Annotated in this window: 24 protein-coding genes; 11 read left to right on the top strand and 13 right to left on the bottom strand. The window is 33.5% G+C overall.

What is annotated here, in order from left to right; translation table 11 throughout:
- Positions 1-12: 12 nt before the first annotated feature.
- Positions 13-576 carry an AEC family transporter gene (locus IR213_RS16560; RefSeq protein ID WP_317173127.1) on the bottom strand — a complete coding sequence of 188 codons (564 nt, stop codon included), beginning with the start codon at positions 574-576 and terminating at the stop codon, positions 13-15.
- Between the two features lie 161 nt (positions 577-737).
- Between IR213_RS16560 and meaB the strand changes: the two genes are divergently transcribed.
- On the top strand, positions 738-1,826 hold the full coding sequence (meaB, locus tag IR213_RS07170; protein WP_194311625.1) for a methylmalonyl Co-A mutase-associated GTPase MeaB: 1,089 nt from the start codon (positions 738-740) through the stop codon (positions 1,824-1,826).
- A 1-nt stretch (position 1,827) separates the two neighbouring features.
- Here meaB and IR213_RS07165 read toward each other — a convergent pair whose 3' ends face one another.
- The 5 genes from IR213_RS07165 to IR213_RS07145 form a co-directional block, all read right to left on the bottom strand.
- A complete protein-coding gene (locus IR213_RS07165) occupies positions 1,828-3,159 on the bottom strand; it encodes a hypothetical protein (protein ID WP_194311624.1) in 1,332 nt (443 codons plus the stop codon).
- Between the two features lie 239 nt (positions 3,160-3,398).
- On the bottom strand, positions 3,399-3,629 hold the full coding sequence (locus tag IR213_RS07160) for a hypothetical protein (RefSeq protein ID WP_039110009.1): 231 nt from the start codon (positions 3,627-3,629) through the stop codon (positions 3,399-3,401).
- Between the two features lie 69 nt (positions 3,630-3,698).
- Positions 3,699-4,607 carry a prohibitin family protein gene (locus tag IR213_RS07155; RefSeq protein WP_194311623.1) on the bottom strand — a complete coding sequence of 303 codons (909 nt, stop codon included), beginning with the start codon at positions 4,605-4,607 and terminating at the stop codon, positions 3,699-3,701.
- Positions 4,608-4,689: 82 nt separating this feature from the next.
- Positions 4,690-6,066 carry an MATE family efflux transporter gene (locus IR213_RS07150; protein ID WP_194311622.1) on the bottom strand — a complete coding sequence of 459 codons (1,377 nt, stop codon included), beginning with the start codon at positions 6,064-6,066 and terminating at the stop codon, positions 4,690-4,692.
- Between the two features lie 96 nt (positions 6,067-6,162).
- Positions 6,163-7,038, bottom strand: coding sequence for a PPK2 family polyphosphate kinase (locus tag IR213_RS07145; RefSeq protein WP_194311621.1), 876 nt, complete (start codon positions 7,036-7,038; stop codon positions 6,163-6,165).
- A 142-nt stretch (positions 7,039-7,180) separates the two neighbouring features.
- Here IR213_RS07145 and IR213_RS07140 point away from each other — a divergent pair, with 142 nt between their 5' ends.
- Positions 7,181-8,017: a DUF6929 family protein gene (locus IR213_RS07140; RefSeq protein WP_194311620.1), complete on the top strand. Its 837-nt coding sequence runs from the start codon at positions 7,181-7,183 to the stop codon at positions 8,015-8,017.
- Positions 8,018-8,019: 2 nt separating this feature from the next.
- Positions 8,020-8,736 (top strand): 3-ketoacyl-ACP reductase, encoded by a 717-nt coding sequence (locus tag IR213_RS07135; protein WP_194311619.1) that lies wholly within the window; start codon positions 8,020-8,022, stop codon positions 8,734-8,736.
- Positions 8,737-8,807: 71 nt separating this feature from the next.
- Here the strand turns inward: IR213_RS07135 and mtaB are convergent, their stop codons facing one another.
- From mtaB to IR213_RS07120, 3 genes are all read right to left on the bottom strand, one after another.
- On the bottom strand, positions 8,808-10,136 hold the full coding sequence (gene mtaB, locus IR213_RS07130; protein WP_194311618.1) for a tRNA (N(6)-L-threonylcarbamoyladenosine(37)-C(2))-methylthiotransferase MtaB: 1,329 nt from the start codon (positions 10,134-10,136) through the stop codon (positions 8,808-8,810).
- A gap of 161 nt (positions 10,137-10,297) precedes the next feature.
- On the bottom strand, positions 10,298-11,473 hold the full coding sequence (locus tag IR213_RS07125) for a GlmU family protein (RefSeq protein WP_194311617.1): 1,176 nt from the start codon (positions 11,471-11,473) through the stop codon (positions 10,298-10,300).
- Positions 11,474-11,587: 114 nt separating this feature from the next.
- Positions 11,588-11,839, bottom strand: a complete 252-nt coding sequence (locus tag IR213_RS07120) for a type B 50S ribosomal protein L31 (RefSeq protein WP_194311616.1) — start codon at positions 11,837-11,839, stop codon at positions 11,588-11,590.
- Positions 11,840-12,083: 244 nt separating this feature from the next.
- Here IR213_RS07120 and IR213_RS07115 point away from each other — a divergent pair, with 244 nt between their 5' ends.
- From IR213_RS07115 to IR213_RS07095, 5 genes are all read left to right on the top strand, one after another.
- Entirely contained in the window at positions 12,084-12,611 is a 528-nt protein-coding gene (locus tag IR213_RS07115; protein WP_194311615.1) for a DUF4199 domain-containing protein, read from the top strand.
- 10 nt (positions 12,612-12,621) lie between these two features.
- Complete coding sequence (locus IR213_RS07110; RefSeq protein ID WP_194311614.1) at positions 12,622-13,575, top strand: glycosyltransferase family 2 protein; 954 nt, start codon at positions 12,622-12,624, stop codon at positions 13,573-13,575.
- Between the two features lie 39 nt (positions 13,576-13,614).
- Entirely contained in the window at positions 13,615-15,342 is a 1,728-nt protein-coding gene (locus IR213_RS07105) for a phospho-sugar mutase (RefSeq protein ID WP_194311613.1), read from the top strand.
- Positions 15,342-17,171, top strand: coding sequence for an ABC transporter ATP-binding protein (locus IR213_RS07100; protein ID WP_194311612.1), 1,830 nt, complete (start codon positions 15,342-15,344; stop codon positions 17,169-17,171). Before IR213_RS07105 ends, IR213_RS07100 begins: the two co-directional genes overlap by 1 nt.
- Positions 17,172-17,338: 167 nt before the next feature.
- Positions 17,339-18,040, top strand: coding sequence for a hypothetical protein (locus tag IR213_RS07095; protein WP_194311611.1), 702 nt, complete (start codon positions 17,339-17,341; stop codon positions 18,038-18,040).
- A gap of 2 nt (positions 18,041-18,042) precedes the next feature.
- Here IR213_RS07095 and IR213_RS07090 read toward each other — a convergent pair whose 3' ends face one another.
- Together IR213_RS07090 and IR213_RS07085 are read right to left on the bottom strand one after the other, a co-directional pair.
- Complete coding sequence (locus IR213_RS07090) at positions 18,043-20,508, bottom strand: TonB-dependent receptor (RefSeq protein WP_194311610.1); 2,466 nt, start codon at positions 20,506-20,508, stop codon at positions 18,043-18,045.
- A 12-nt stretch (positions 20,509-20,520) separates the two neighbouring features.
- The gene (locus IR213_RS07085; protein ID WP_194311609.1) at positions 20,521-22,218 is read right to left on the bottom strand and encodes a M23 family metallopeptidase; all 1,698 of its coding nucleotides are present in this window, start codon (positions 22,216-22,218) and stop codon (positions 20,521-20,523) included.
- A gap of 176 nt (positions 22,219-22,394) precedes the next feature.
- Between IR213_RS07085 and IR213_RS07080 the strand changes: the two genes are divergently transcribed.
- From IR213_RS07080 to rny, 3 genes are all read left to right on the top strand, one after another.
- Positions 22,395-22,685, top strand: coding sequence for a hypothetical protein (locus tag IR213_RS07080; RefSeq protein ID WP_194311608.1), 291 nt, complete (start codon positions 22,395-22,397; stop codon positions 22,683-22,685).
- Between the two features lie 8 nt (positions 22,686-22,693).
- Positions 22,694-22,987, top strand: a complete 294-nt coding sequence (locus IR213_RS07075) for a cell division protein ZapA (RefSeq protein ID WP_194311607.1) — start codon at positions 22,694-22,696, stop codon at positions 22,985-22,987.
- 209 nt (positions 22,988-23,196) lie between these two features.
- Positions 23,197-24,759 carry a ribonuclease Y gene (rny, locus tag IR213_RS07065; RefSeq protein ID WP_194311606.1) on the top strand — a complete coding sequence of 521 codons (1,563 nt, stop codon included), beginning with the start codon at positions 23,197-23,199 and terminating at the stop codon, positions 24,757-24,759.
- A gap of 131 nt (positions 24,760-24,890) precedes the next feature.
- Here rny and xerD read toward each other — a convergent pair whose 3' ends face one another.
- A complete protein-coding gene (gene xerD, locus IR213_RS07060) occupies positions 24,891-25,787 on the bottom strand; it encodes a site-specific tyrosine recombinase XerD (RefSeq protein ID WP_194311605.1) in 897 nt (298 codons plus the stop codon).
- Positions 25,788-25,860: 73 nt separating this feature from the next.
- Positions 25,861-26,448 (bottom strand): porin family protein, encoded by a 588-nt coding sequence (locus IR213_RS07055; RefSeq protein WP_194311604.1) that lies wholly within the window; start codon positions 26,446-26,448, stop codon positions 25,861-25,863.
- Between the last annotated feature and the right edge of the window lie 265 nt (positions 26,449-26,713).

Below are 26,713 nucleotides of genomic sequence, written 5' to 3'. Positions count from 1 at the left end.
TCCAATTTTTTGCTACAAAAACTGAATTACATCCTGAAATTCAAAGTTGAAAATATTCATCAAACAAGCAACAACAAAGGTGATAAAAGGCGGGAAAAATAGAATCTTTTTCACAATAAGAACCCCGCTAGAACCCCCTGATGAGTATAAAATTGCAGTCAAAATTCCCAAGGTAGAAAGTACAACAAAAGAACCTGGCTGATCTACTAAAATAGCTGTTTTTAAAGCTTCCTGACCATATAAAGCTTCAATTATGGGAAATCCCAAAAACGAAGTGTTTCCAAAACCCGCAGTAATAATTAAGCAACCAGTAAGTTTTTTGGACCAGCCCAATTTTTTTCCAAGAAAGCTAAAAAACAAATAAGAAACTGCAAATCCTATCCAGGCTATACCAATTGGAAAAAATAACTGATGATCTAATTTAATTTTTGGAATATAATACAAAGCTAAAGCAGGAAGGCAAAAATAAACCACGACATCATTTAGTAATTTATAACTATTAGTTGGGAAGCGTTTTACTTTTTGCAGAACAATTCCAAGTACCAAAAAAACGAAGATTAGAATGAAGTTGTTCATATGCCTCAAAGATATTGACTAATTTGGTATTTCCGCAATGCATAAATATAAATGCACTATTTTTGGATAAAATTTAGAATATTCATCACCATATTAATTCTAGTACATAAAATAAATTAACTCCTATTTATGCACTAATTTTACTAAAACCATTTTAAGTTTTGGAAAACAAAAAGATTAAACACTCTGCGCTTCACGAAAAAGTTGGAATTTCTCCACCAGAAATTATCAGTTCAAATGCTGTGAACCAAGTCCAGAAATTTAGAAAAACCCAACCTTCTTCGCAGGAATTGATTGCTGGGATTTTATTAGGAAACATTTCTGCACTGAGTCGTGCGATTACTTTGGTCGAAAGCACCAATGCAAACCATTTGGCAAAAGCCAATGAAGTAATAAATGCTTGTTTACCTCACGCAAATAAATCAGTTCGAATAGGGATTACTGGTGTTCCCGGTGTGGGGAAAAGCACGTTTATTGAAGCCTTTGGAAAATATTTGACTGGTTTAGGAAAAAAAGTTGCCGTTTTAGCCGTTGATCCAAGTAGCACGATTTCTCACGGGAGTATCCTTGGTGATAAAACCCGAATGGAAGAACTGGTAAAAGATGAGAACGCTTATATCAGACCTTCGGCTTCTGGAGAAACTCTTGGGGGCGTCGCTCGAAAAACCAGAGAAACTATTACACTTTGCGAAGCTGCCGGTTTTGACACCATACTCATTGAAACTGTTGGCGTTGGTCAAAGCGAAACTGCAGTTCACAGTATGGTAGATTTCTTTTTACTATTAAAAATCCCTGGTGCCGGCGATGAATTACAAGGCATTAAACGCGGTATTATGGAAATGGCAGATGCAATTGTTATCAATAAAGCTGATGGTGATAATGTTAAAAAGGCAAATTTAGCAAAAGTAGAATTCAACAGAGCTTTACATCTTTTTCCTGCTAAGAAATCTGGTTGGACACCAACAACTTCTACTTGTAGTGCCATAACTCACGAAGGAATTCCTGAAGTATGGGGAAGTATCAAGAAGTTCATAAAACTCACAAAAGAAAATAATTATTTCTTTGAAAAAAGAAAAGAACAAAATCAATATTGGATGTTAGAAACTATTAACGAACAATTGAAAACCAACTTTTACAATCATCCTGAAATTAAAAAACTTTTAGAATCAACAAAAAAAGCGGTGCAAAACGATGAAATATCCCCTTTTGCAGCCGCTCAATTATTATTGGAAAAGTATTTCAAGAAATAAATTATTTCATCAAAGTTACATGTCCTGTATATTGTTTTGGTTTTACAACTCCATTTTCAACGCTAAAACCAATACGAACTTGAGTTTTTAAAGTGTCTTTTAAACCAGAAGTTGCTTTTTCGACTATAACAAATACTAATTCACATTCTCCATCTTGCAATTCCAATACCACATCATTTTCGTCATCTTGAATTTTCTGAACCGTTTTTCCAGTTCTTGCATACGAAGCAGCGGCAGCACCACCTCCACCAGCTAAATTACCCACACTAGAAACTGCAGCCGAAATAATAGCTCCGCCTGGCAAAGCTCCTCCTAATAGAGAAGCACCTGACGCTAATGCACCACCTGCTGAATGAAGACCTGCATTTACTTTTTCGCCAAAAACTTGACACTCATTTTTAGACAATTCATTAATGCTTTTGTCTGAAGTATTTACTCTGTAACCTACATTAGAAGGAAATAAAACCACACAACCACCTTCAACTAAAGTAACATTTATTTTTCCAGAATTTAATTTTTCGCCAAAAGTTGCTCCTTGAGTTTGTTTTGGAACAGTTACATTCATCGAAATTCTATTGGGCATACCACCATTTATGTTATTGACACTTTTTCGATTGACCATTGTTTCCGCTATTGCTTTTACTTCTGCATCATTAGCGACATTTTCAATTTCATTCTTTTTCAAACCTCCTTCATTAATTCCTTTTCTTTTTGTTTCGGATAAAGGATTTTCCCCTACTCCATTTGATTCATATAAAGGATTTGATTTCAGTGATGTATTTTTCCTAATATCTGCTTTGTCAATTCCTCTGTTTTCCGATGCAGAATCAACCATTGGAACACATTCCCCATTTTTCATCACAAATCCATTAGGGCAACTTATTGAATTCTTCATAACGTCATCATTCCAACTCAATATTCCAGAAAGTGTTGCTCCACCCGCAGGAACAATAATTATAAAACTACTATTTTGTTCATTAATGGTGTAAATGTTCTCTTTTTTAGGTTTTAATTTTACGCGGATTTGCGGATTATCCAAAACTAATTCAATACCAGAACCATCATATTGATAAGTACTCTTAGTGTAATTAATTTTTATCATTCTATTAATGGAGGATTGCAATTGGTCTTGTGGAAAAGAAAGTTCATATTCACCTTCTTCTAATTGGGTAGAAAAACCTCCATTATTCCCTGTTTTAATAATAGAGCCACCAGTTCCTGGATTCTTTTTAACTACAATACCAACTCCTGGAATTGGCTTATTTGCAAAACTATTTTGCGCAACAAAAAGAAAAACGATAAGAATTTTGAAAATTGTTTTTGGATGTTTCATCTTGTTTTAAATTTAATGGGTTATGTTTATATATAAATAGATGTTGGTTTTTGTTACCCCAGTTTTTAATTTTTATTTAATAAAAAACTGAATGTACTGAATGTTAATTTGTTAAAACTACAACTATTTTTATTTGAATATAACTTTTTTTCAATCAACCAATAAAAAAGCAGTTGCAAAATGAGGATATATCCTCATTTGCAACCGCTATTTTTTTTTTAGAAAAGCAATAAAAAAAATTATTCTTTCTCGTATCGTTCCATTTCTCTATCATAAAATTCATTTGCAAGCACAATCAATCCTTCCATTTCGGCATTGAGTTCACCTTCATCAAGGTCTTCAGCTTCTTCCATAAATTCGACTTCATCATCTTTTAAATTGATAATAAATCTTGGATAATCAAGGTGAATGATAAAAATATCTTCGGGAAAATCAGTATTATCGCCGAGTAAAAATTTTGGTAATTCCATTTTAAATATTTGGTTTTAGATATAAAAATAAAGTTTGAACATATTGCATTTCAAACTTCATTTTTAAAATTATTTATCAGACAAAATTACTGGTGCACTTCCTTTACCCATAAAAATAATTTTGGTGTTAGGAGAAGTGGCAATTTCTTTTTGTGCTTTTATTTGTTCGTATTGCAATTGTTTGTCGGTTAATCCCATTGAAATAATCCTTTGATAATCAGCAATACCTTGAGCTTCGACTCTTTTTCTTTCGGCTTCCTGTTTTTCTTTTTGAAGTACGAAAGTCATTTTTTGAGCATCTTGTTCTGCATTTATTTTACTTTCTATAGATGCTTTAACCGAAGGAGGAAGATTGATATTTCTAATCAACAATTGCTCTAGAACCAAACCTCTGGTTTTAAAATCTGCTTCAATAGTTTTAAAAATTCGTTGTTGAAATTCGTTTCTTTTAGTAGAATACAATGCTACGGCATCATAATAAACAGCATTGTCTCGAATACGGGTTCTAGTGACTGGTCGAACAATTTTATCATTATAATTCACCCCAATTTGTTTGAAAATCATTGGTGCATCTGCAGGGGTAATTCGATATAAAACGGTCAAATCAATTACCACTTCAAGTCCGTCATTAGACAAAACACGAATAGCATCATCGCCTTCCTGAGCTCCTTCACCGTGAATTGCGGACATTGTATAATTTTGAGTTTGAATATCAAAATCGGTTACATCAAGAAGCGGATTTATCAAATGCAATCCACTCTCCAAAACATCCGGTTGAACGCTTCCATATAGTGATTTAACACCCACTTTTCCCGCATCAATTTGCTTGAACATAGATGAGAAAACCCCTAATGCAATTACTAAAAGTCCAATATTTCTAAGTGTACTCGAAAATTTCGAAAACGGACTACTCACATTACTTTTTAATCCAAAACTTAAAACCAATAAAACAACTCCAATAATAATTAATAGTATCATTTTTTTTTGAAAATTAATTTGTTCGATGATTATACGTGTTACTGAATAGGAAGTTACACTTTTTTAAGAAAAAACTTTAATTTTAAGAATTTTCCAATGCCAACCTTTTTGTCAATCTCGCAAAGCGAATATACAAAAATAAAGCTGCCGATGATAGTCCAGCTAAAAGTCCAATCCAGATTCCAGTGGCTCCTAAGTTTGTATGTTTTCCCAAATAATAGGATGTTGGAAATCCCACAACCCAATAGGCAACAAAAGTGATATACATTGGAATTTTTACATCTTGCAAACCACGCAAAGCACCAAGAACTACCACCTGAATTCCATCCGAAATTTGGAATACCGCAGCCACCAAAAGTAATTTGGATGCAATAATAATAATTTCCGCATTGTCTAAAACTTGAGTAGGATCGGACATATTCAAAAATAAATGGGGCAAATAATTATGAAAAACCACAAAAATTAGCCCAAAAAACATCTCAAAAATTATAGTCAATAAAAATATAGAACGCGCAGTAATTATTAAGCTTTTAAAATCTTTCGACCCTTTATGAAAACCCATCCTAATCATTGCGGTAACACTGAAACCCATCGCAAACATAAAGGTTGTTGATGCCATAATAAGCGCAATTTGATTTGCTGCCTGACTGTTTTTTCCAAGAGAACCCGATAGCCATATTGCAGCTGTAAATAATGTCACTTCAAACAACATTTGCATTGCCGAAGGAAAACCAAGATTGATAATTTTATTCAATATTGACTTTCGAATTTCTTTAAAACTAAAATTCTTGAAATATCGCTTGAAAGCGGCATTTTTTCTTAAAATGAAATGCATAAAAACCACCATCATAATTCTGGAAATCACAGTTCCTAAAGCCGCTCCCAAAATTCCTAGTTTTGGAAAACCCCAAACACCATAAATTAAAACATAATTAAAAAATATGTGAACAACATTGGCTAAATAAATCGCATACATCGAATATTTTGTTTGCGATAAACCATCCGAGAATTGCTTATAACCTTGGAAAACTATTACTGGAATCAATGAAAAAGCAACCCAATCAATATAAGGTGTAGCTAATTTTACAACTGCTACAGGCTGATTCATCAAGTTCATTATTGGCTTTGACAAAACGATTAAAACGAATACTGCAATTCCTAAAATCGTGCATAACAACAATCCGTGATGAAAGGTAGTTCGGATTTTTTTGTCATCTTTTTTAGCGTCGGCCTCAGCAATCAAAGGTGTTATTGCTGTAGAAAATCCAATTCCCAATGACAATCCAATAAATATAAAACTATTGCCAAGCGAAACCGCAGCCAACTCTGTTGAACCAAGATTTCCAACCATAAAATTGTCAACAATGCCTATTAAGGTATGACCTAGCATTCCCAAAATTACGGGATAAGCTAATCTTAAGTTATAGGAGAACTCTTTGGTATATTGTGATAAATTCAATTTCTTTTATTTTGGTTGGCAAATATACTTAAAAAATTATCCCTTTTAGGGATTAAAATCCTGAAAGGGATAACAATAAAAACCGCTTTTAAAAATTTAATTTTCCAACTGCTTTTTATATTCTGCAAAATTAGCTTTTACCTTTTCGTCTAATTCCGGCTCTTTTATATCTGTATGTTTTTGCATTTCTTCCCAAATAATTTTTGCCACAATATATCGTGCCATTTCCTTATCGTCAGAGGGAATAATATACCAAGGTGCAATTCCCGTAGAAGTTTTATTAATCGCTTCCTCATAATATTCCATATATTCATCCCAATGTTCTCGCTCTTTCAAATCTCCAGGCGAAAATTTCCAATGATGTTTTTCTTCCTCTAATCTTCGCAACAAGCGCTTTCGTTGTTCTTCTTTACTCATATGAAAGTAAAATTTCATCACTATCGTTCCGTTTTGCGAAATATGTTTCTCAAAATTATTGATTTGTTTCATACGATTTTCCCAAAACATAGGAGTAATATCCTCCACTTTTTCAATTTCAGGCAAGTTCTCACTTAAAATATATTCAGGATGCACTCTGGTCACCAATACATTTTCATAATGTGTCCGATTAAAAACAGCAAACTTACCTTTTTCTGGCAAAGCCAAATAATGTCGCCATAAATAATCGTGCTCGAACTCGGATGAATTCGGCGTTTTAAAACTATGAACAACTACACCACGCGGATTAAATTCCTTGAAAACTTCCCGAATCAAACTGTCCTTTCCTGACGTATCCATTCCTTGTAAACAAATCAAAACGCCATATTTATTGTGCGCATACATCACATCCTGAAACTCGCTCAACTTAGCTTGCACCTTATTTAGCTTGGATTCTTTCTCGTCTCCATCGGCACCATTAAATAAATTTGTAGGGATTTTTGACAATTCAATTTTGTCAACCACTTTAAAATCATCCGGATTTATAGACTTCATAATAAATAATTTATCTTTGTAAAAATAATAATCCGAAGCTATTTCCAGCTATTCGTTTCAATCTTTTCTTTTTTTAAAGAAAAAAAAAGAAAAGGATTTTCACTTCTATCTGGGCTAGGGTATTCGTTTAAAAATCACTTCTATGGAAAAATTTACACTCGAATCACAATTCCAAATCACCGGTATTGGTTCTGCTTCAGGATTAGTTTACAAAGAAAATTCCTTGTTTATCATTTCAGACAATGGTTCATTTCTTTATCAATTTGACATTCCATATAATAAACTAACCCGAATTCCATTAGTAAAAAATGCTCAGGAAAATATACCAAAAAAAGACAAATACGATTTTGAATCCATTGCACTAAAAGGAAATAAACTTCATATTTTTGGTTCCGGTTCAACTGCTAAAAGAGAAAAAGAAATAACCTATAATCTTGAAACTGCAGCAACAGAAGAAAAAGATTTGTCAAAGTTATACAAAAAAATAAAACAAACCGCTACACTTTCTGACGAAGATTTAAACATTGAAGGTGCTATATTCTTCAACGAAAAATGGCACTTATTCCAACGAGGAAACGGAGCCAATTCAAAAAATGGAATTGCAATATTAAATGATAATTTCGATGAAAAAGGTACAATAGAATTCATTTTAATCGAATTACCAAAAATAAAACATATAGAAACTTCATTCACTGATGCTATTTTAGTCGAAAATAAAATCTACTTTTTGGCAACTGCAGAAGACACAACTTCAACTTATGCTGATGGGGAAATATTGGGAAGCATTATTGGCCGAATTGACACTCAAACAATGAAAATCGATTTTACACAAAAAATCACTGACATCAATAAATTCGAAGGTCTCACACTTTATAATAAAACCCAAGACAAAATGGAATTTTTCCTTTGTGAAGACAAAGATTCTGAAGTTTTAGAAACTACAATTTTCAAATTAACATTAGACATAAAACACAACTAATAATGATAAACTTAAAAAATAAAAATGCACTGATTACCGGAGCAGGAAAAGGAATTGGAAAAGCAATCGCATTGGCTTTAGCCAAAGAAGGAGTAAATGTAATTTTGCTGGCACGAACCCAAGCAGATGTGGATAAAGTTGCCAAAGAAGCAAATACTTTAGGAGTAAAATCATTGGCATTAACCACTGATGTTGCCGATATTAATTCGGTAAATGCTTCCATAGAAAGAGCTTTAGCTGAATTTAAAACCATCGATATTTTAATAAATAATGCTGGAATTGCTGCTTTCGGAAAATTCATGGAATTGGAACCTGCTGCTTGGGAACGCATTATTCAGGTCAATTTAATGGGTACCTATTATGTAACACGCGCGGTTTTGCCTAATATGATCGAAAGACAAATAGGTGATATTATCAACATTTCCTCAACTGCAGGGCTAAATGGAAATGCTTTGACAAGTGCTTACAGTGCGTCAAAATTTGCAGTTTTAGGATTGACCGACTCGCTGATGCAAGAAGTTCGAAAACATAATATCCGCGTGACAGCTCTAATGCCAAGCACCGTTGCCACAAATATGGCCAAAGAACTGAACCTTACTGACGGTAATCCAGAAAAAGTGATGCAAGCCGAAGATATGGCCGAATTAATCATCGCTCAACTAAAATTAAACCGACGTGTTTTTATAAAAAATAGCAGTATTTGGTCTACGAATCCGTAATGTTTTTCTTTTTTAAATAACAAAACCCCTGAAAAAAGGGGTTTGTTATTTATAGAAAGTCGCAATTCAATTTAAACCTCGATATTCAAGAATTCCATTCGCACACTTCCATCTTCATCAATTTTTGTTAAATTGATTTCTTGTAAAGTGTTTGCCAAATCCGGATTCCAAGGGGTTTTTACACGAACATAATTTTCAGTAAAACCGTGAATATAACCTTCTTTATTTTCACTTTCAAACAAAACACTTCTGTTAGTTCCAATTTGGCTTTCATAAAAAGCACGACGTTTTTTTACGGATAAACTGCGTAACATTTTGCTGCGTTTTGCTCGAACATTAGCAGGAATAACGCCTTCCATTTTGGCAGCCTCTGTATTATCGCGTTCTGAATAAGTAAAAACGTGCAAATACGAAATGTCTAAATCATTCAAAAAATGATAAGTTTCGAGGAAATGTTCATCCGTTTCTCCAGGAAAACCAACAATTACATCCACGCCAATGCAAGCATCAGGCATTACTTCTCGAATTTTGTTTACTCGCTCTGTATATATTTCTCGAAGGTAACGACGTTTCATCAACTTCAGGATTTCATTGCTTCCGGATTGCAACGGAATATGAAAATGCGGCACAAAAGTTCGACTTTTCGACACAAATTCAATGGTCTCATTTTTCAACAAATTCGGTTCGATAGATGAAATTCGCAAACGCTCGATTCCTTCCACTTTATCCAATTCCTGAACTAATTCCAAAAAAGTGTGTTCGTGTTTTTTGTTACCAAATTCCCCTTTTCCGTAATCACCAATGTTTACGCCTGTCAAAACAATTTCTTTAATTCCTTGTCCTGAAATTTCTTTGGCGTTTTTCAGCACATTTTCCAGTTCATCACTTCGGGAAATTCCTCTTGCCAACGGAATGGTACAATACGTACATTTATAATCGCAACCGTCTTGCACTTTCAAGAAAGCACGAGTTCTGTCGCCAATGGAATAACTGCCTACATAAAAATCGGCTTCTTCAATTTCGCAAGAATGCACTTCGCCAAAATCGTTTTTGGACAAATCGTTTATGTAATCGGTGATTTTGAACTTTTCGGTGGCACCCAGAACCAAATCAACACCATCAACATTAGCTAATTCTTCGGGTTTTAATTGGGCATAACAGCCAATCGCCGCCACAAAAGCTTTGTCGTTAAGTTTCATCGCTTTTCGCACGACTTGCTTGAATTGTTTATCTGCATTTTCAGTTACCGAACACGTATTAATGACATACATATCAGCCACTTCTTCAAAATCGACGCGGTCAAAACCTTCGTCTTGAAAATTTCGGGCAATTGTAGATGTTTCCGAAAAATTCAATTTACAACCTAGCGTATAGAACGCCACTTTTTTTCTGTTTTCCATAAAATAACTCAATTAATGAAATCGTTGTCAAAAAATTGAGATTGCAAATTTACGGACAATATTTCTAAAAATGATACATTAGAAATCTATAAAATAAAACCCCTAACTCGCAGATTAAAAATCCAATCCGCGAATCTGCGGTAAATTAAATATAAAGAACATTACTCCTTCCTCCACTTTTTAGTTTCTTCAAAAACGTGTTCTAAAATCGCGGCTTCTTTTTCATCAAATTCTATATTCCTGCGACCCATTACCAAACGAGCCGTTTCAAAAGCTTTTTTAGTCAAATATGTTGTAAAACCTGAGGCTCCTCCCCATGAAAAACTAGGTACAAAATTGCGCGGAAATCCAGCACCAAAAATATTGGCGCTTACTCCTACAACTGTTCCCGTGTTAAACATCGTGTTAATTCCGCATTTACTGTGATCTCCCATCATTAGCCCACAAAATTGGAGTCCTGTTTTTTCAAAACCTTCAGTTTCGTAACTCCACAATTTCACTTCTTCATAATTGTTTTTCAGATTGGAGTTGTTGCTGTCAGCACCAATATTGCACCATTCACCCAGAACTGAATTCCCTAAAAATCCATCATGGCCTTTATTGGAATAACTAAACAGCACTGAATTATTGACTTCACCTCCAATTCTGGAATAAGGCCCAACGGTTGTTGCTCCATAAATTTTTGCTGCCATCTTAACAACGGCTCCTTCACACAAAGCAAATGGCCCGCGAATAACAGAACCTTCCATTATTTCGGAATTTTTCCCAATGTAAATTGGCCCTGTCGATGCATTTAAAGTTATGAATTCAAGCTTTGCTCCTTCTTCGATAAATATATTTTCTTTCGAAATTACGTTAACACTTTTCGGAATTGGTTGCGATTTCCTGTCTTCGGTTAAAAGTCCAAAATCTTCCCGAATTGCAGCCTCATTATTCGAAAAAATATCCCAAGTATGCTCAATTCTTATACATTCGCCTTCAAATTCGATTATTTCATAAGTATCAAAATCAACTTCTTCCTGATTTTCACTTGTATAAAAGGCAATAACATCTTCTCCTTTAAAAATAGCCTGATTCGATTCGAGATTACTGACCATTTCAGCCAAAATTGTATTGGGAAGAAAGGATGCGTTTATCATGACATTTTCCTCCATTTCCACCATCGGAAATTTATCGGATAAATATTCCTCCGTCAATGTTGTTGTGGTAGAACCCAAAAGCATTTCCCATTTTTGACGAATTGTCATTATCCCAACAAGAATATCGGCAACCGGACGTGTAAAAGTAAAGGGCAATAAAGCGGTTCTTGCAGGTCCGTCGAAAAGTATATAATTCATTTGATGAAGGTTCAGAGTTTTGAAGTCTCAAAGTTACAAAGTTTTGAATAGCAATGAAAATAAAAAAACTCCCCAAAATTGGAGAGTTCTATATAATTTAAAAACCGATAATTATTATTTACCGTGTTTAGCGTATTTAGTTTTGAATTTATCAATACGCCCTGCAGTATCAATAAGTTTAGATTTACCAGTGTAAAAAGGGTGAGAAGTTCTAGAAATCTCCAATTTTACAACTGGATATTCAACACCATCAACAGTTATTGTTTCTCTTGTATCTGCAGTAGATTTAGTGATAAAAACGTCTTCATTTGACATGTCTTTAAAAGCAACTAATCTGTAATTTTCTGGGTGAATTCCTTTTTTCATCTTTATTTTATTTATTTTTTTGAGCGTCTTAATTTTGAAGCTTTCTCTATTTAGAAAAAGGTGTAAATGCAACTACTCTTTTTGTTTAAAACTCTTTACTTATTTTGAGTTTGCAAATTTACACTAATTTTTCAATAATCAAATCTTTACATTACTTTTTTTTATAATCGTAAAAAACGATTTTTTCCCTTGAATAAATTGGGAATTGTTATCTTTGTAGATTAATAAATAAATACCTTCAACTATGAATGAAATTATAAAGAAAAACGGGGTTTCTTATGGGATAATTACTGGTGTTGTAGCTGCATTAATTACAACATCAATATATGCAATTGATTTAAAATTATTTACCGCTTGGTGGGTAAGCCTTTTAAGTATTTCATTTTATATCATTATTGGTGTTGTATTACTTTCTAAAACAAAGAAAGAATTAAAGGGGATTTTCCCGTTTAAAGATGCTTTTACCACCTATTTTGTTTCTGCTGTTATTGGAATATTAATTTCTGTTGTTTTCAATATTATTTTATTCAATTTTATTGACCCATCATCAAAAGAATCTATCAAAGAAATATCCATAAAATATGCTGTCGAAATGATGCAAAAATTTGGAACACCCTCCTCAGCCATTAACGAAGCAGTTAAAAAACTTCAGGAAAACGATCAGTTTTCGATTGTTGAACTATTAAAAGGATCAGTATTTAGTATCGTTTTTAGCGCTCTTTTTGGATTACTTTTGGCTTTAATTTTCAAAACCAAACCTACTCAAGAATAAAAAAATATAAATGAATTTATCTATACTCATTCCACTTCTCAACGAAGACGAATCAATCAAAGAACTTTATACTTGGATAATTTCGGTTATGAAATCCAACAATTATTCCTATGAAATCATTTTTATAGACGATGGAAGTACTGATCATTCTTGGTCCATTATCGAAGGATTAGCTGCCGAAAATCCAAATGTGAAAGGGATTCGTTTTATGAAAAACTTTGGAAAATCACAAGCCCTTCACGCTGGTTTTGCAAAAGCTAAAGGTGACGTAATCATCACCATGGATGCTGACTTGCAAGATAGTCCTGAGGAAATTCCAGGATTGTTTAATATGATCACCTTACAAGATTTTGATTTGGTTTCCGGTTGGAAAAAGAAACGATATGATTCTGTAGTTTCAAAAAACCTCCCTTCAAAACTATTCAATTGGGCTGCCAGAAAAACTTCGGGTGTAGAATTGAATGATTTTAATTGCGGATTAAAAGCTTACAAAAATATAGTTGTAAAAAACATTGAGGTTTCAGGCGAAATGCATCGATATATTCCGGTTTTGGCAAAGAACGCCGGCTTTGGAAAAATTGGAGAAAAAGTAGTGCAACATCAAGCCAGAAAATATGGTGAGACCAAATTTGGAATGAATCGTTTTGTAAATGGTTTTTTGGACTTAATCACCATTTGGTTTCTGTCCAAATTCGGAAAAAGACCAATGCACTTATTTGGTGCTATGGGTTCAGTAATGTTTATCATTGGATTTCTATTGGCTGGTTATATTGGTGTAATGAAATTATACAATCTCTATAATAATTTACCTTATCATTTAGTCACAAGCAATCCTTGGTTTTATATTGCGCTAACAACTATGGTTTTAGGAACGCAATTATTTTTGGCGGGATTTCTAGGTGAAATCATTTTGAGAACAAAAAACAACGAGGAAAGATATAAAGTTTCGAAGGAAATCAATTAATCTTAAAAAAATATTCAAATTTCAAATAAATATACAGAAATGGAAATCAAAAAAAACATTTTAGACGCAGTAAATGAATGGCTTACGCCAACATTTGACAATGAAACCCAAAAAGAAATCAAAGAAATAATGACTTCTTCACCAAAAGATTTAGAAGAAAGTTTTTATAAAAATCTAGAATTCGGAACAGGCGGAATGCGTGGAGTGATGGGAGTTGGAAATAACCGCATCAACAAATATACGCTCGGAAAAAGTACTCAAGGACTCTCTGATTATTTGCATAAAGTATTTCCTAAACAACCATTAAAAGCCGTAATTGCTTTCGATTGTCGCCATAACAGCAAGTCTTTGGCTAAGACCGTAGCCGATGTTTTTTCGGCTAACGGGATTCAAGTATATTTGTTTTCTGATTTGAGACCAACTCCAGAGCTGTCATTTGCCCTAAAATATTTGGGCTGTCAATGCGGTATTGTTCTTACTGCATCCCACAACCCCCCAGAATACAACGGCTACAAAGTATATTGGGAAGATGGCGGTCAAATTGTTCCTCCACAAGATGAAGGCATAATCAATACAATTGAAAAATTAAATTACAATCAAATAAAGTTTGATGCCAACGAAGATTTGATACATTATATAGATACTGAAGTCGATCAAGCTTTTATAAAATCAACTATTGAGAATGCCAGTTTCGGGACATCTCAAGAAGCAAAAAATAATTTAAATATTGTATTTACTTCTTTACACGGAACTTCGATTACTTTGGTTCCCGATACTTTTGCCCAAGCAGGTTATCCAAACGTGCATATTGTTGAAGAACAAAGAGTGCCAAATGGTAATTTTCCAACGGTAAAATCACCAAATCCAGAAGAGCCGGAAGCATTGACTATGGCATTGGCATTGGCTGATAAAATCAATGCAGACATTGTTATTGGTACCGACCCGGATTGCGATAGACTTGGCGTTGCAGTGCGAAATGATGAAGACAGGATGATTTTATTGAACGGAAACCAAACGATGATTTTGATGACCGCATTTCTATTGGAACAATGGAAAAAAGCAGGAAAAATCAACGGAAAGCAATTTGTGGGTTCAACTATTGTTTCAACTCCGATGATTATGGAATTGGCCACAGCTTATGGAGTAGAATGCAAAGTGGGTTTGACTGGTTTCAAATGGATAGCCAAAATGATTAAGGATTTTCCTGAATTGGAATTCATTGGCGGTGGCGAAGAAAGTTTTGGATTTATGGTGGGCGATGCAGTTCGTGATAAAGACGCAGTTGCTGCGACATTATTAGTTTGCGAAATAGCAGCTCAGGCAAAAGCCAAAGGAAGCACTGTTTACAAAGAATTATTACAATTATACGTAGAACACGGATTTTATAAAGAACATTTGATTTCGATTACTAAAAAAGGAATGGAAGGTTTGGCAGAAATCAATCAGATGATGGTTACCATGCGTAATAATCCCGTGAAAGAAATTAACGGACAAAGAGTAATTATGCTGGAAGATTACAAATCATCTGTTGCCAAAAATTTACTTACCGGTGAAGAAGAAATGATGAATATTCCCAAAGCTGACGTGTTGATTTATTATACCGAAGACGGCTCTAAAATTTGCGCCAGACCAAGCGGAACGGAGCCCAAAATAAAATTTTATATCAGTGTTAATGCAGAATTGGACAGTGTTGAAAATTTTACGAAAGTCGAAACTATTTTAAATACTAAAATTAAAAATATCATTGCTGCAATGCAATTAAACTAATGGACAAGAATTTAATAAAACTATTTCCCTATACAAAACCGTATAAATCACACATCATTTGGAATGTGATATACAACATTTTATATGCTTTATTTAGCACCATTTCAATGTTGACGTTGCTTCCTGTCCTGCAAGTGCTTTTTGGTAAAACCAAAACTATTGACAAAGCGCCAATATATACAGGTATTGGAAATATAAAGGATTTTGCAACTGATTTTTTATATTATAAAATCTCAGAATTAACGAAAGAAAATGGACCACAACTGGCACTTTTACTAGTGGTTTCCTTAGTTATTATAACTTTTTTATTCAAAAATTTATTCAATTATCTGGCTTCACACCATATTATGCACCTAAAAAATGGCGTATTAAGAGATTTACGAAAATCTATGTATGATAAAATAATTGAATTGCCCATTTCTTATTATTCAGAAAAAAGAAAAGGCGACATTATGGCTCGAATGCTTGGTGATGTAAATGAAGTTCAAAATTCATTTTTTTCAGTTTTAGAGCTTGTTGTCAAAGAACCCTTAACTATTGTTTTTGCTATAATAACGATGTTTTTTATAAGCGTAAAACTGACCTTGTTTGTTTTAGTTTTTATCCCTCTTTCAGGTTTAATAATTTCAAAAATTGCCAAAAATTTGAGAGCGCAATCTCTGCAAGCTCAAAAAGAAAGTGGTTTTCTTATTTCTATTGTGGATGAAAGTCTGGGTGGTTTGAAAGTGATAAAAAGCTACAATGCAGAAGCTAATTTCAAAAGTAGATTTAACGAATCGGTTACTCGATTGTTAAACTTATCAAATAGCATTGGAGACAAAAACAATTTGGCAACACCTTTGAGTGAATTTTTAGGGATTACAACTATTGCCGCATTGCTTTGGTATGGAGGAAATTTGGTTCTAATAGACAAAACCCTTGAAGGAGCTGCTTTTATTGTTTATCTGACCTTGGCTTTTAACATCCTTACTCCTGCCAAAGCGATTTCAAAAGCATCCTATGCTGTAAAAAATGGGTTAGCTGCTGCAGAACGGGTTTTTGAAGTTCTTGAAGTAGAAAACGAAATTACTTCAAAGGAAAATGCTATTGCCAAAACCACTTTTGAAGACAAAATATCGTTAAAAAACATCAATTTTAAATACGAAGAAGAAGTTGTTTTAAAAGATTTCTCACTTGAAGTAATAAAAGGGCAAACTGTGGCACTCGTGGGTCAATCCGGTAGCGGAAAAAGTACGATTGCCAACTTATTGACTCGTTTTTATGATGTGAATGAAGGCACGATTTCCATTGATGGCCTTGATATAAAAGATATCAGTCTTCATTCACTTCGCGGTTTGATGGGATTGGTAACACAAGACAGTATCTTGTTTAATGAGACCATAAAAGCCAATATTTCAATAGGGAAACTAGATGCAACCGATGATGAGATTATTGAAGCTTTGAAAATTGCCAATGCTTATGAATTTGTAAAAGATTTACCACTTGGAATTCACACTAACATTGGCGATAGCGGGAACAAACTTTCAGGCGGTCAAAAGCAACGATTATCAATTGCCCGTGCGGTTTTGAAAAATCCACCGATAATGATTTTGGATGAAGCCACATCAGCATTGGATACTGAAAGTGAAAAATTTGTGCAAGTAGCTTTAGAAAATATGATGCAAAACAGAACTTCGATTGTGATTGCGCACCGACTTTCGACCATTCAAAAAGCAGATAAAATTGTGGTGATGCAAAAAGGAAAAATTGTAGAACAAGGCACTCATGATGAATTAATTGCGCTAAACGGAACATATAACAAATTAGTGACTTTGCAATCTTTCGAGTAGTGATTAAAATTGCGAAACGAAGCAATCTGATTTTAATGGAAAGCAGATAAAACGGATTCGCTTTGCGAAAACGGAAAAAAAAAAACGATTTTTCTACTTAAAATTTCAAGTAAAATACAGATTCTGTCGAATTTTTAAATTTTTGAATTATTCAATCTTTAAATTAAATGTACCTCAATAACAAAAATATCAAGCTTCCGGAGAATCCTGACACCATTGTTTGGAAATACTTGGACTTGTCAAAGTTTCTCGATTTGTTGATGTCTAAAAAACTCTTTATGTCACGTTCGGATAAATTTGAAGACCAATATGAAGGTACATTTAGCGAACCAACCTACGAAGAAATAAAGAGAATTGCAGAAAACAACCCTGAGTTTTTACAATATTACAAATCACATCGAGAAAAAGTTGCCATCAGTAGCTGGCACATCAATGAATACGAATCGTTTGCAATGTGGCAGATTTTCACTCAAAATAGCGAAGGTCTGGCCATTCAATCTACTATCGGAAGATTGCAAAATGCAGTTATTCCGGAAAAAAAATACGAGCAATACATTGGCGAAGTCAATTATATAGATTACAAAAAGGAACATATTCCGTTTGATGATATGTTTTTCCCATTTTTGTTCAAGCGAAAAAGTTTTCAATACGAAAGAGAAGTTCGCATCATTTCTGATGTCACCCTAAGCAACATCAAATTGAATGATGGTCTAAAAATTGATGTGGACATTAAACAGTTAATCGAAAAAATTTACATTCACCCTAAATCAGAAAACTGGTATAAAAACCTTGTAATCGAATTAGTTTCGAAACTAGGATTTGATTTTAAGATAGAAAAATCGGATTTGGAAAGTGATATTTTGATATAGAATTAAAACCTCATATTCACCTTCACATTAAAAACTCTTGTGGTCAAATAATTAGGAATCGCATATTGATTTTTAGAATACACATCGCGTACCCAAGTATTGGTAATTGCGTTTTGATTGTCGAAAAGGTTGAAGATTTCTAGTCCAATGGCCAATTCTTTGAAACTTTGCAACCATTTTTTATTAGACGGATTTTGAGCATCAATTAATACTTTGGAGAAACCAACATCAGCACGACGGTAATCTCTCAATCTATTTTGGTACAAATAAGGATCAGCGTAGGATGGCGAACCTCCAGGCAATCCTGTGTTGTAAACTAAATTAAGGTATAATTTTATACTTGGAATATTAGGCATATAATCTTGGAACAAAAGCGCAAATTTTAATCTTTGATCCGTTGGTCTGGAAATAAATCCTTTATTGTCAATGTTTTCTTCGGTCTTTAGATAGCCAAAACTAAACCAAGATTCGGTTCCAGGAACAAATTCTCCGTTTACTCTGAAATCAAAACCTTCCGCGTACGCTTTTGCATTATTGGCTGCAGCGTAGCGAATTCGGACATTGTCCAAAGTAAATGGATTTACATCTGTCAACGATTTGTAATACAATTCGGAAACCATTTTGAAAGGACGATTCCACATTTTGAAACTATAATCATTACTTAAAACGACATGAATTGCTTGTTGCGCTTTCACTGTAGGCTGCACTACCCCATCGGCATCTCTCAACTCTCGATAAAAAGGTGGCTGATGGTATAGCCCTCCCGATAGTCGGAAAAAAATATCCTTATTCCAATTGGGTTTCAAAGAAAATTGTGCTCTTGGGCTAAAAGTAAACTGTGTATTGCTCACTAAATTATCGCCTAAAACTTCCCAATTTTGTGAACGCACACCAGCATTTAACCATATTTCGTTATTGCCAATATATCCTTTTCGACTCCATTGCACATAACCAGAAAACCGGTTAATATTAACAAAATTAGTCGCCCTTACATTATTATATGGAACCAATGGTCCTGTGTATGGCGAATAAGGTTGGTCATTTTTTGGTAAAATGAGAATTGGTGTATTTAAGGAAAACCCAGCAGAATCGATCACTTCCCATTCTATAACTCTGTCTCGAATAGATTCTCGCGTGAACTTCGCTCCCCATTCAAATAGATTTTTCTTCCAATTATGTATTCCTTTTAACTCTGTATTTACAATTAAGGCATCCAAATCATTTCTAGCGTGATTGAGTTGCGAGCCAATTCCTCTTGTATATGAGACATTACCAAAATTTTGGGAACCAAAATTTGAATCTACTTCGCCCAAACGATATTGTGCCAAAATATCAAAATGCTCTTGTTCTTTTGTATTATAAGCTGAAACAATTAGTTTGTAAGTGGAGTTTTTTGAAGCATTATAAGTAGATTTCACTGCTCCAAAATAAGTGGTATATTTATCTTTTTCCTGACCTTCATAATAAATCAAAAGTGCCATTGGATTATCGATGGTTCCAAAATTAGTCTGACGTGTCAAAGGTTGATATTGATAATCGTTTTGGGAAATATTCCCAAGAAAACTCCACTCCCATTTATCGGAAGACTTAAAATTGATGTTGGTTTGAAGATCGACAAATGTTGGTTTATAATTTGTTTGTGTTTCCTGACTATTTACCAAAAGTGAATTATTTCTATACCGAATTCCGGTGATTTCAGACCATTTACCATTCTTCGAAACCGCATCGACAGCAACGCTTGCGCCAAGAAAACTGGCTTCGGCAACAGCTCCAAATTTTGTTGGCTTTCGATACGTAATATCCAAAACAGAAGATAATTTATCTCCAAATTTTGCCTGAAAACCTCCAGCAGAAAAATCAACATTTTGAACCAAATCCGTATTGGTAAAACTCAAACCTTCTTGCTGACCCGAGCGAATCAGAAAAGGACGATAAACTTCGATTTCGTTTACATAAACCAAATTTTCGTCATAGTTTCCACCACGAACAGCATATTGCGTACTTAATTCATTATTGGAATTTACACCTGGTAAGGATTTCAAAATATTTTCGACACCTGCATTGGCGCCAGGAATTTTCCGAATCAATTCCGGTTCGATAATTGTAATTCCCTGAACTCTTTTTTTATTGTTTACCGTAATTACAACTTCGCCCATTTGCTCATCTTTGTCATTCATGACCAAGTTAAACTCATAATCTTCGTTTGAATTTAATGTAACCGCAACAGTAACTTTTTTTAGGGAAATGTGGGAGAAAACTACTATTGTTTTTTGATTAGCGGGAACTTCTAAACTGTAAAAACCATTTTCGTTGGATTTTGTCCCTTTACTGGGACAAGATACATTCACGTTATCAACAGGTTGATTCTTTTTATCGAGAATAATTCCTTTTATGTGGGCTGATTGTGCAAAAGTTGTAGCACCAAAACAAAAAAAGAAGAAAACAAGTATTATTTTATGTACACTCAAGGAATTTAATTTTTATTTTTTTTGACTTCTAAAAAACCGAGTTTCAAAGATAGTGGAATTTCCTAAATTATCGACCACTATAATTTTTAATTCATTTGCACCTTCGGCAACAATACCATCACTAAAATCATGGGTTATTTTCTTGGTTTTATTGTCATATTCAAATAAAATCCATTTACCGTTCAAATAACCATTATAGGATTTTATGCCTGATAACCCATCGCTAATGGTGAATTGTATAAACTTTTTATCATTTAACCACTTTCCTTCAATTGAATTTGCAATGCTGATTTTTGGTGGAATAGTATCCAAAACTAAAGCGAACTTTCCTAAAGTTTTAACTTTGGCAGTAAAAACACTATCATTTCGAAACGTAAAATTATAGGCTGTTTTGTTGTCGTCAATTGTGGCTATGAACAATTTTTCTCTTTGCGCTTTTGTAAATTTATTATCAATTATCTCGATAGTGAAATTTGCGTGAACTGGAACTGTATCATCATGAAGATACAAAGTATCGTTCTTTACGTCGAAATTTAAATAGAAATCATCATAAAAAGTTCCTGCGGGAAAAGAAACTGAAACATTGTCTTTGGTGAAATTACTGTCATTATTTGCTTTTACAAAATATTTTGATAAAATAGGTTCCGGAACAATGATGGCGGGCTGAGTATCATATTTAATTGGAATGGAAACTGAAGTCAGATTGCCATAAAAATCAGAAACTTCAATACGATAACTTGAACTCAAATTAGGGACTGCCGTAAGAACTCCGTTAGTCTTATCTGTCTTTATTATGCTCAATCCATATGGATTTCGCATAAATAATTTTTGAACTCTTTGCAGCGTTTTTTTATATCGTGGATAATCAATTAGGGCATTTACATAACGCATTTCATCAAAGGAATAAGTGTCAAATTGGTAACCAAAATTAGGAATTCCATTATAAAAAGTTTGTACTTTATAGACACCGTTTTTATTGAAAGAAACATCGTCATAATCGAAAGTATTGATTCCAAAACCAATTTTTCCATTGGAAACCACTTGATCCGCTAAATAAGTTCCGTCCTTTTGCAATAACAAGTTGAGCAATAAAGGACGTTTTGATTGATTCACAATAGTTTTATTATCTAAAGGATAAACATAAATACTTGAAATAAGTGGTTTTTTAGTATCCTTCATATATTTATCAAACCCAAAAAGCATCGGATTAATAATATTTTCTGTAATGTTATCCCGAAATTCGAAATGTAAATGAGGACCTTCAGAAGCACCGGTATTTCCTGAAAAAGCAATAATCTGACCTTTCTTAACCACTAATTCTCCGGGTTTCAAATACATTTCTATCTCGAATGATTGCTCAGCATAATGCATTTTTTTGATGAAAGCTTCAATAAAATCAGTAGCTCTTAGTAAATGCCCGTAAACTGAAGTATAGCCATTAGAATGCGTTATATATATAGTTTTTCCGTTTCCAAAGGTCGAAATCTTAATTCTTGACACATAACCATCGGCTACCGCATGAACTTCTAAACCTTCCCTTTGCATCGTCTTCAAATCAAAACCTGCATGAAAATGATTGGGTCTCAACTCTCCAAAATTCCCTGATAGCTGCATTGGAATAGCGAGTGGCGGACTAAAATAATCTTTTGGATAATTAACTTGAGCAAAAACGGAACTATAAAATAACAGGATAAGTAGGTACAATCTCATGGAATACATTTTTGCTAAGATAAAAAAAGTATTTTAAAAAAATTTAAAAAAGCATTTAAATGTAATTAACTGATATACAATATATTAATATTTTAAGAATAAAAAAGCCCCTAAAATATTGTAAAAATAAAAAGGAATACTAACTTTGTAGGATTAAGTAATACGTAGGATATAATATGAGTGTAATTGCAGAAATAATTGATACTCTTGAAAATAAGATTGAAAAGCTATTTACAAAAATAAATAGTTTGGAGAAAAAATCTCAAGATTTGAAAATTGAATTAACAAAATCTGCAACTATCATACGAACTCAGTCTCAAGAGATTGAAGCATTAAAAGCAAAGTATGAAACACTTAAAGTAGCTAACGCACTACTTGGCAGTGAGGATAATAAAAGAGAAACAAAGCTTAAAATAAATTCATTAATTCGTGAAATTGATTACTGCATAGCACAGCTATCAGATTAATAAAAGATATGGACGAAAAGCTTAAAATTAAGATATCGATTGCGGACAGAGTTTATCCATTGACCGTGGAGCTCTCTCAGGAAGAAGGACTAAGAAGTGCTTCAAAAAAAATTGATACTATGATAAAGCAGTTTGAAGAAAATTATGCCGTTCGTGACAAGCAGGATGTATTAGCAATGTGTGCTTTGCAATTTGCCTCTCAAACAGAACAAAAACAAATTGATAATGCCATCGATGGAGTAGCAACTATCGAAAGAATTAAAAAAATCAATTCGCTTTTAGATCAATATCTCAGCGATTAAACACGTTCTTTACAGAAACTAAGATACTGCCTACATTAGTTCATATTTGGTAAACTCAACACTAACAAATTAGAATGAGCAAATCATCGTTACTATAGCAAGCCAATTCAGTTTGGAAGCTTGAACAACGAGTTAGCTCAAAACTTGTATTTCCGAGTTTATTCAAGCAACCTAATGTAGGCTTTTTTATATACTAAATTTAGATAAACATGGACATTTTAACAATAATTATTTCAGCAATTGCTGGTATTGCAGGAGGTTTTGGTATAGCCAAAACAATAGAGAAAAGCAACAACTCTAATTTGATCAAAAGAGCAAAAAAAGAGGCTTCTTCTATTTTAAAAGATGCTAATCTTGAAGCCGAAAACATCAAAAAAGATAAAATTCTACAAGCAAAAGAAAAATTTATCGAATTAAAGTCAGAACACGAGCAAGTAATTCTTTCTCGTGACCAAAAGATGGCTGAAGTCGAAAAAAGAATTAGAGACAAAGAATCTCAAATTTCAAACGAATTGTCAAAAGCCAAAAAAGTAAATGACGATTATGAAGCTAAAACTTTAGAATATAATTCAAAAATAGAAATTTTAGACAAAAAACAAGCAGAAGTTGACAGATTACACAAAAGCCAACTTCAACAACTAGAGGTTATTTCTGGTTTATCTACTGAAGATGCCAAAAATCAATTGATAGAAGGCTTGAAAGCTGAAGCAAAAACCGAAGCGATGTCTCATATTCAAGACACTATTGAAGAAGCCAAATTAACAGCACAACAGGAGGCTAAAAAAATAATCATAAATACCATTCAAAGAGTTGGAACAGAAGAAGCAGTAGAAAATTGTGTATCTGTTTTCAACATCGAATCGGATGATGTAAAAGGAAGAATCATTGGTCGTGAAGGTAGAAATATTAGAGCGATTGAAGCTGCAACCGGAGTAGAAATTATAGTTGATGACACGCCAGAAGCTATCATACTTTCTTGTTTTGATCCAGTACGAAGAGAAATTGCACGTTTGGCCTTGCATAAATTAGTCACTGACGGACGCATTCACCCGGCCCGTATTGAAGAAGTTGTTGCAAAAACTACCAAACAAATTGATGACGAAATTATAGAAGTTGGAAAACGTACCGTAATCGATTTAGGTATTCACGGTTTACATCCTGAATTAATCAAAGTTGTGGGTCGAATGAAATATCGTTCTTCTTACGGACAAAATTTATTGCAACACTCACGCGAAGTTTCCAAACTTTGTGGAATTATGGCAGCCGAATTAGGTCTAAATGTAAAACTTGCCAAAAGAGCTGGTTTATTGCACGATATTGGTAAAGTTCCAGATGCCGAAAGTGATTTACCTCACGCTTTATTAGGAATGCAATGGGCTGAAAAATATGGCGAAAAAGAAGAAGTTTGCAACGCCATTGGAGCACACCACGATGAAATTGAAATGAAATCATTATTATCACCGATTGTTCAAGTTTGCGATGCTATTTCAGGTGCAAGACCAGGTGCAAGAAGACAAGTTTTAGACTCTTACATTCAACGTTTAAAAGATTTAGAAGAAGTTGCTTATGGATTCAGCGGAGTAAAAAACGCTTACGCAATTCAAGCCGGTAGAGAATTACGTGTTATTGTAGAAAGCGAAAAAGTTTCTGATGAAAATGCAGCTACATTATCTTTCGAAATTTCACAAAAAATACAAACTGAAATGACTTATCCTGGTCAGGTAAAAGTGACTGTAATTAGAGAAACTAGGGCAGTAAATATTGCAAAATAGGTGACAGACGGCAGTTTGCAGATTTCAGCTAGCAACTTAATTGATATATAATAAAAAATATTTAAAAAATGACTTGTTTTCAACAAGTCATTTTTTTTTCAATCTGAAATCTGCTATTTGAAACCTGCCATCTATCCTCTAGGATGAAAAGTATTCATAACTTCTCTCAAAAATTTTCTGTCCAGATGCACATAAATTTCTGTGGTTGTAATCGATTCGTGACCGAGCATTAGTTGAATTGAACGTAAATCGGCTCCATTTTCAAGAAGATGTGTTGCAAAAGAATGCCGTAAAGTATGCGGGCTAATGCTTTTATTCAACTCAATTTTGGCTGCCAAATCCTTGATTATCGTAAATATCATCGCTCTCGAAAGCTGATTTCCTCTTCTATTCAAGAACAAAGTATCTTCGTGTCCTTTCTTTATATTCAAATCGGTTCGCTTATAGTCTTTATAAATTTGAATGTATTTTTGGGTCAAATTACCAACAGGGACAAAACGTTGTTTATGTCCTTTACCTGTAATTTTGAGAAATCCTTCATCAAAAAATAAATCTGAAATTTTTAGCGAAACTAATTCCGAAACTCGAAGTCCGCAACCATATAACGTTTCTAACATTGCTCGATTCCGTTCGCCTTCATTTGAATCCAAATCAATAGCGGCAATTAAAGAATCAATTTCATCAATAGACAAAGTATCGGGAAGTTTTCTGCCGGTTTTTGGGGTTTCAATTAATTCTAAAGGATTATTAGTGCGATAGTCTTCAAAAATTAAATAGCTAAAAAAACTTTTTAATCCCGAAATTATTCTGGCTTGCGATCGGGGATTTACTTCTTTTGAAACACTATAAATGAACTGTTGGATAGTTTCTTCACTGATTTTTATTGGCGAGACAGTTATGGCATTTTCTTCCAAAAAAAGACACAATCTCTCAATATCAAAAGTATAATTGTCAATGGTGTTTTTAGACAAACCTCTTTCAATCCTAAGATACGACTGATAATTTCTTATAAAAATACTCCAATTCATAAAAGCAAAGTAAAGCTATTTTTGGACATAAAAAAACCACGCCAATGGCGTGGTTTTTAGTAAAAAAAGTTACTTAGAATTTATAACCTAAAGCTATTTGAAAAACTGAATTATGTGAAGCAGATTCTCCTGAAATCAAATCTTTTTGCAATTGACTTAAACCTAAATTATAGCGTATTCCTAAAGTAAAGTCTCCAATATCATATCCAGCTCCAAAATTTAAGCCAAAATCAGTAGATTTAGTAGAGTCTTTTAAATTTTCACTAACTCCGCCAGATTTAGCTTTTGCCGACAGTAAAAAACCAATTTGCGGACCAAACTCAAGACTAAAATCTTTAGCTATATAATATTTAGCCATAACCGGAATATTGATATAATCTAATTTAACATCAATTTTATCTCCATCGGAATCAACCTTAACACCTTGTGCAGAATACAACAATTCAGGCTGAATAGCGAATTTATCACTTACCATAAATTCCCCAAACAAACCAAGATGAAAACCAATCAAAGAACTTGAATTAGACCCATATTGATCAGCATTCGTAACCGAACAAATGTTCAAGCCTCCTTTAACACCAAAAGACATATCTTTTTTGTCTTGTGCATTAGCAAAACTAAATGCTAAAAAAGCAACCGATAATAAAATAATTTTTTTCATGATTGTTTATGTTTAAAATTAGTAAAGTAAAGTTACAGAATAATTTCATTAAAAACACATAAAAAAAACAAAAACAATTGATTTTCAATATATTAAAAAGAATTAAGATAAAACCTAAATAAAATTTGAATCATTAATAATAAGAAAATCACTATCGACCGACAAAACTAAGATTTAGGCAATAAATTCCTTTTAACCCTAGTAAATGCTAGGATTATTTTGTAAAATAAAAAACCTACCTCCCTATATTTCAGAAGAATTGCAT

The sequence above is a fragment of the Flavobacterium soyangense genome, assembly GCF_015277675.1.
GTDB classification, from domain to species: Bacteria; Bacteroidota; Bacteroidia; order Flavobacteriales; family Flavobacteriaceae; genus Flavobacterium; species Flavobacterium soyangense.
The sequence above is the reverse complement of the archived record's forward strand: the minus strand, read 5'-3'. Positions and strand labels throughout refer to the sequence as shown.

What these genes read in the sequence shown, in the direction of transcription:
- IR213_RS07085 (WP_194311609.1), bottom strand. Translation starts at nt 22,218, where the DNA reads ATGAGATTGTACCTACTTATCCTGTTATTTTATAGTTCCGTTTTTGCT.
- IR213_RS07100 (WP_194311612.1), top strand. Translation starts at nt 15,342, where the DNA reads ATGGACAAGAATTTAATAAAACTATTTCCCTATACAAAACCGTATAAA.
- rny (WP_194311606.1), top strand. Translation starts at nt 23,197, where the DNA reads ATGGACATTTTAACAATAATTATTTCAGCAATTGCTGGTATTGCAGGA.
- IR213_RS07120 (WP_194311616.1), bottom strand. Translation starts at nt 11,839, where the DNA reads ATGAAAAAAGGAATTCACCCAGAAAATTACAGATTAGTTGCTTTTAAA.
- IR213_RS16560 (WP_317173127.1), bottom strand. Translation starts at nt 576, where the DNA reads ATGAACAACTTCATTCTAATCTTCGTTTTTTTGGTACTTGGAATTGTT.
- IR213_RS07080 (WP_194311608.1), top strand. Translation starts at nt 22,395, where the DNA reads ATGAGTGTAATTGCAGAAATAATTGATACTCTTGAAAATAAGATTGAA.
- IR213_RS07105 (WP_194311613.1), top strand. Translation starts at nt 13,615, where the DNA reads ATGGAAATCAAAAAAAACATTTTAGACGCAGTAAATGAATGGCTTACG.
- IR213_RS07075 (WP_194311607.1), top strand. Translation starts at nt 22,694, where the DNA reads ATGGACGAAAAGCTTAAAATTAAGATATCGATTGCGGACAGAGTTTAT.
- IR213_RS07155 (WP_194311623.1), bottom strand. Translation starts at nt 4,607, where the DNA reads ATGATACTATTAATTATTATTGGAGTTGTTTTATTGGTTTTAAGTTTT.
- IR213_RS07110 (WP_194311614.1), top strand. Translation starts at nt 12,622, where the DNA reads ATGAATTTATCTATACTCATTCCACTTCTCAACGAAGACGAATCAATC.
- IR213_RS07140 (WP_194311620.1), top strand. Translation starts at nt 7,181, where the DNA reads ATGGAAAAATTTACACTCGAATCACAATTCCAAATCACCGGTATTGGT.
- mtaB (WP_194311618.1), bottom strand. Translation starts at nt 10,136, where the DNA reads ATGGAAAACAGAAAAAAAGTGGCGTTCTATACGCTAGGTTGTAAATTG.
- IR213_RS07145 (WP_194311621.1), bottom strand. Translation starts at nt 7,038, where the DNA reads ATGAAGTCTATAAATCCGGATGATTTTAAAGTGGTTGACAAAATTGAA.
- xerD (WP_194311605.1), bottom strand. Translation starts at nt 25,787, where the DNA reads ATGAATTGGAGTATTTTTATAAGAAATTATCAGTCGTATCTTAGGATT.
- IR213_RS07055 (WP_194311604.1), bottom strand. Translation starts at nt 26,448, where the DNA reads ATGAAAAAAATTATTTTATTATCGGTTGCTTTTTTAGCATTTAGTTTT.
- IR213_RS07165 (WP_194311624.1), bottom strand. Translation starts at nt 3,159, where the DNA reads ATGAAACATCCAAAAACAATTTTCAAAATTCTTATCGTTTTTCTTTTT.
- IR213_RS07160 (WP_039110009.1), bottom strand. Translation starts at nt 3,629, where the DNA reads ATGGAATTACCAAAATTTTTACTCGGCGATAATACTGATTTTCCCGAA.
- IR213_RS07095 (WP_194311611.1), top strand. Translation starts at nt 17,339, where the DNA reads ATGTACCTCAATAACAAAAATATCAAGCTTCCGGAGAATCCTGACACC.
- IR213_RS07125 (WP_194311617.1), bottom strand. Translation starts at nt 11,473, where the DNA reads ATGAATTATATACTTTTCGACGGACCTGCAAGAACCGCTTTATTGCCC.
- IR213_RS07115 (WP_194311615.1), top strand. Translation starts at nt 12,084, where the DNA reads ATGAATGAAATTATAAAGAAAAACGGGGTTTCTTATGGGATAATTACT.
- IR213_RS07135 (WP_194311619.1), top strand. Translation starts at nt 8,020, where the DNA reads ATGATAAACTTAAAAAATAAAAATGCACTGATTACCGGAGCAGGAAAA.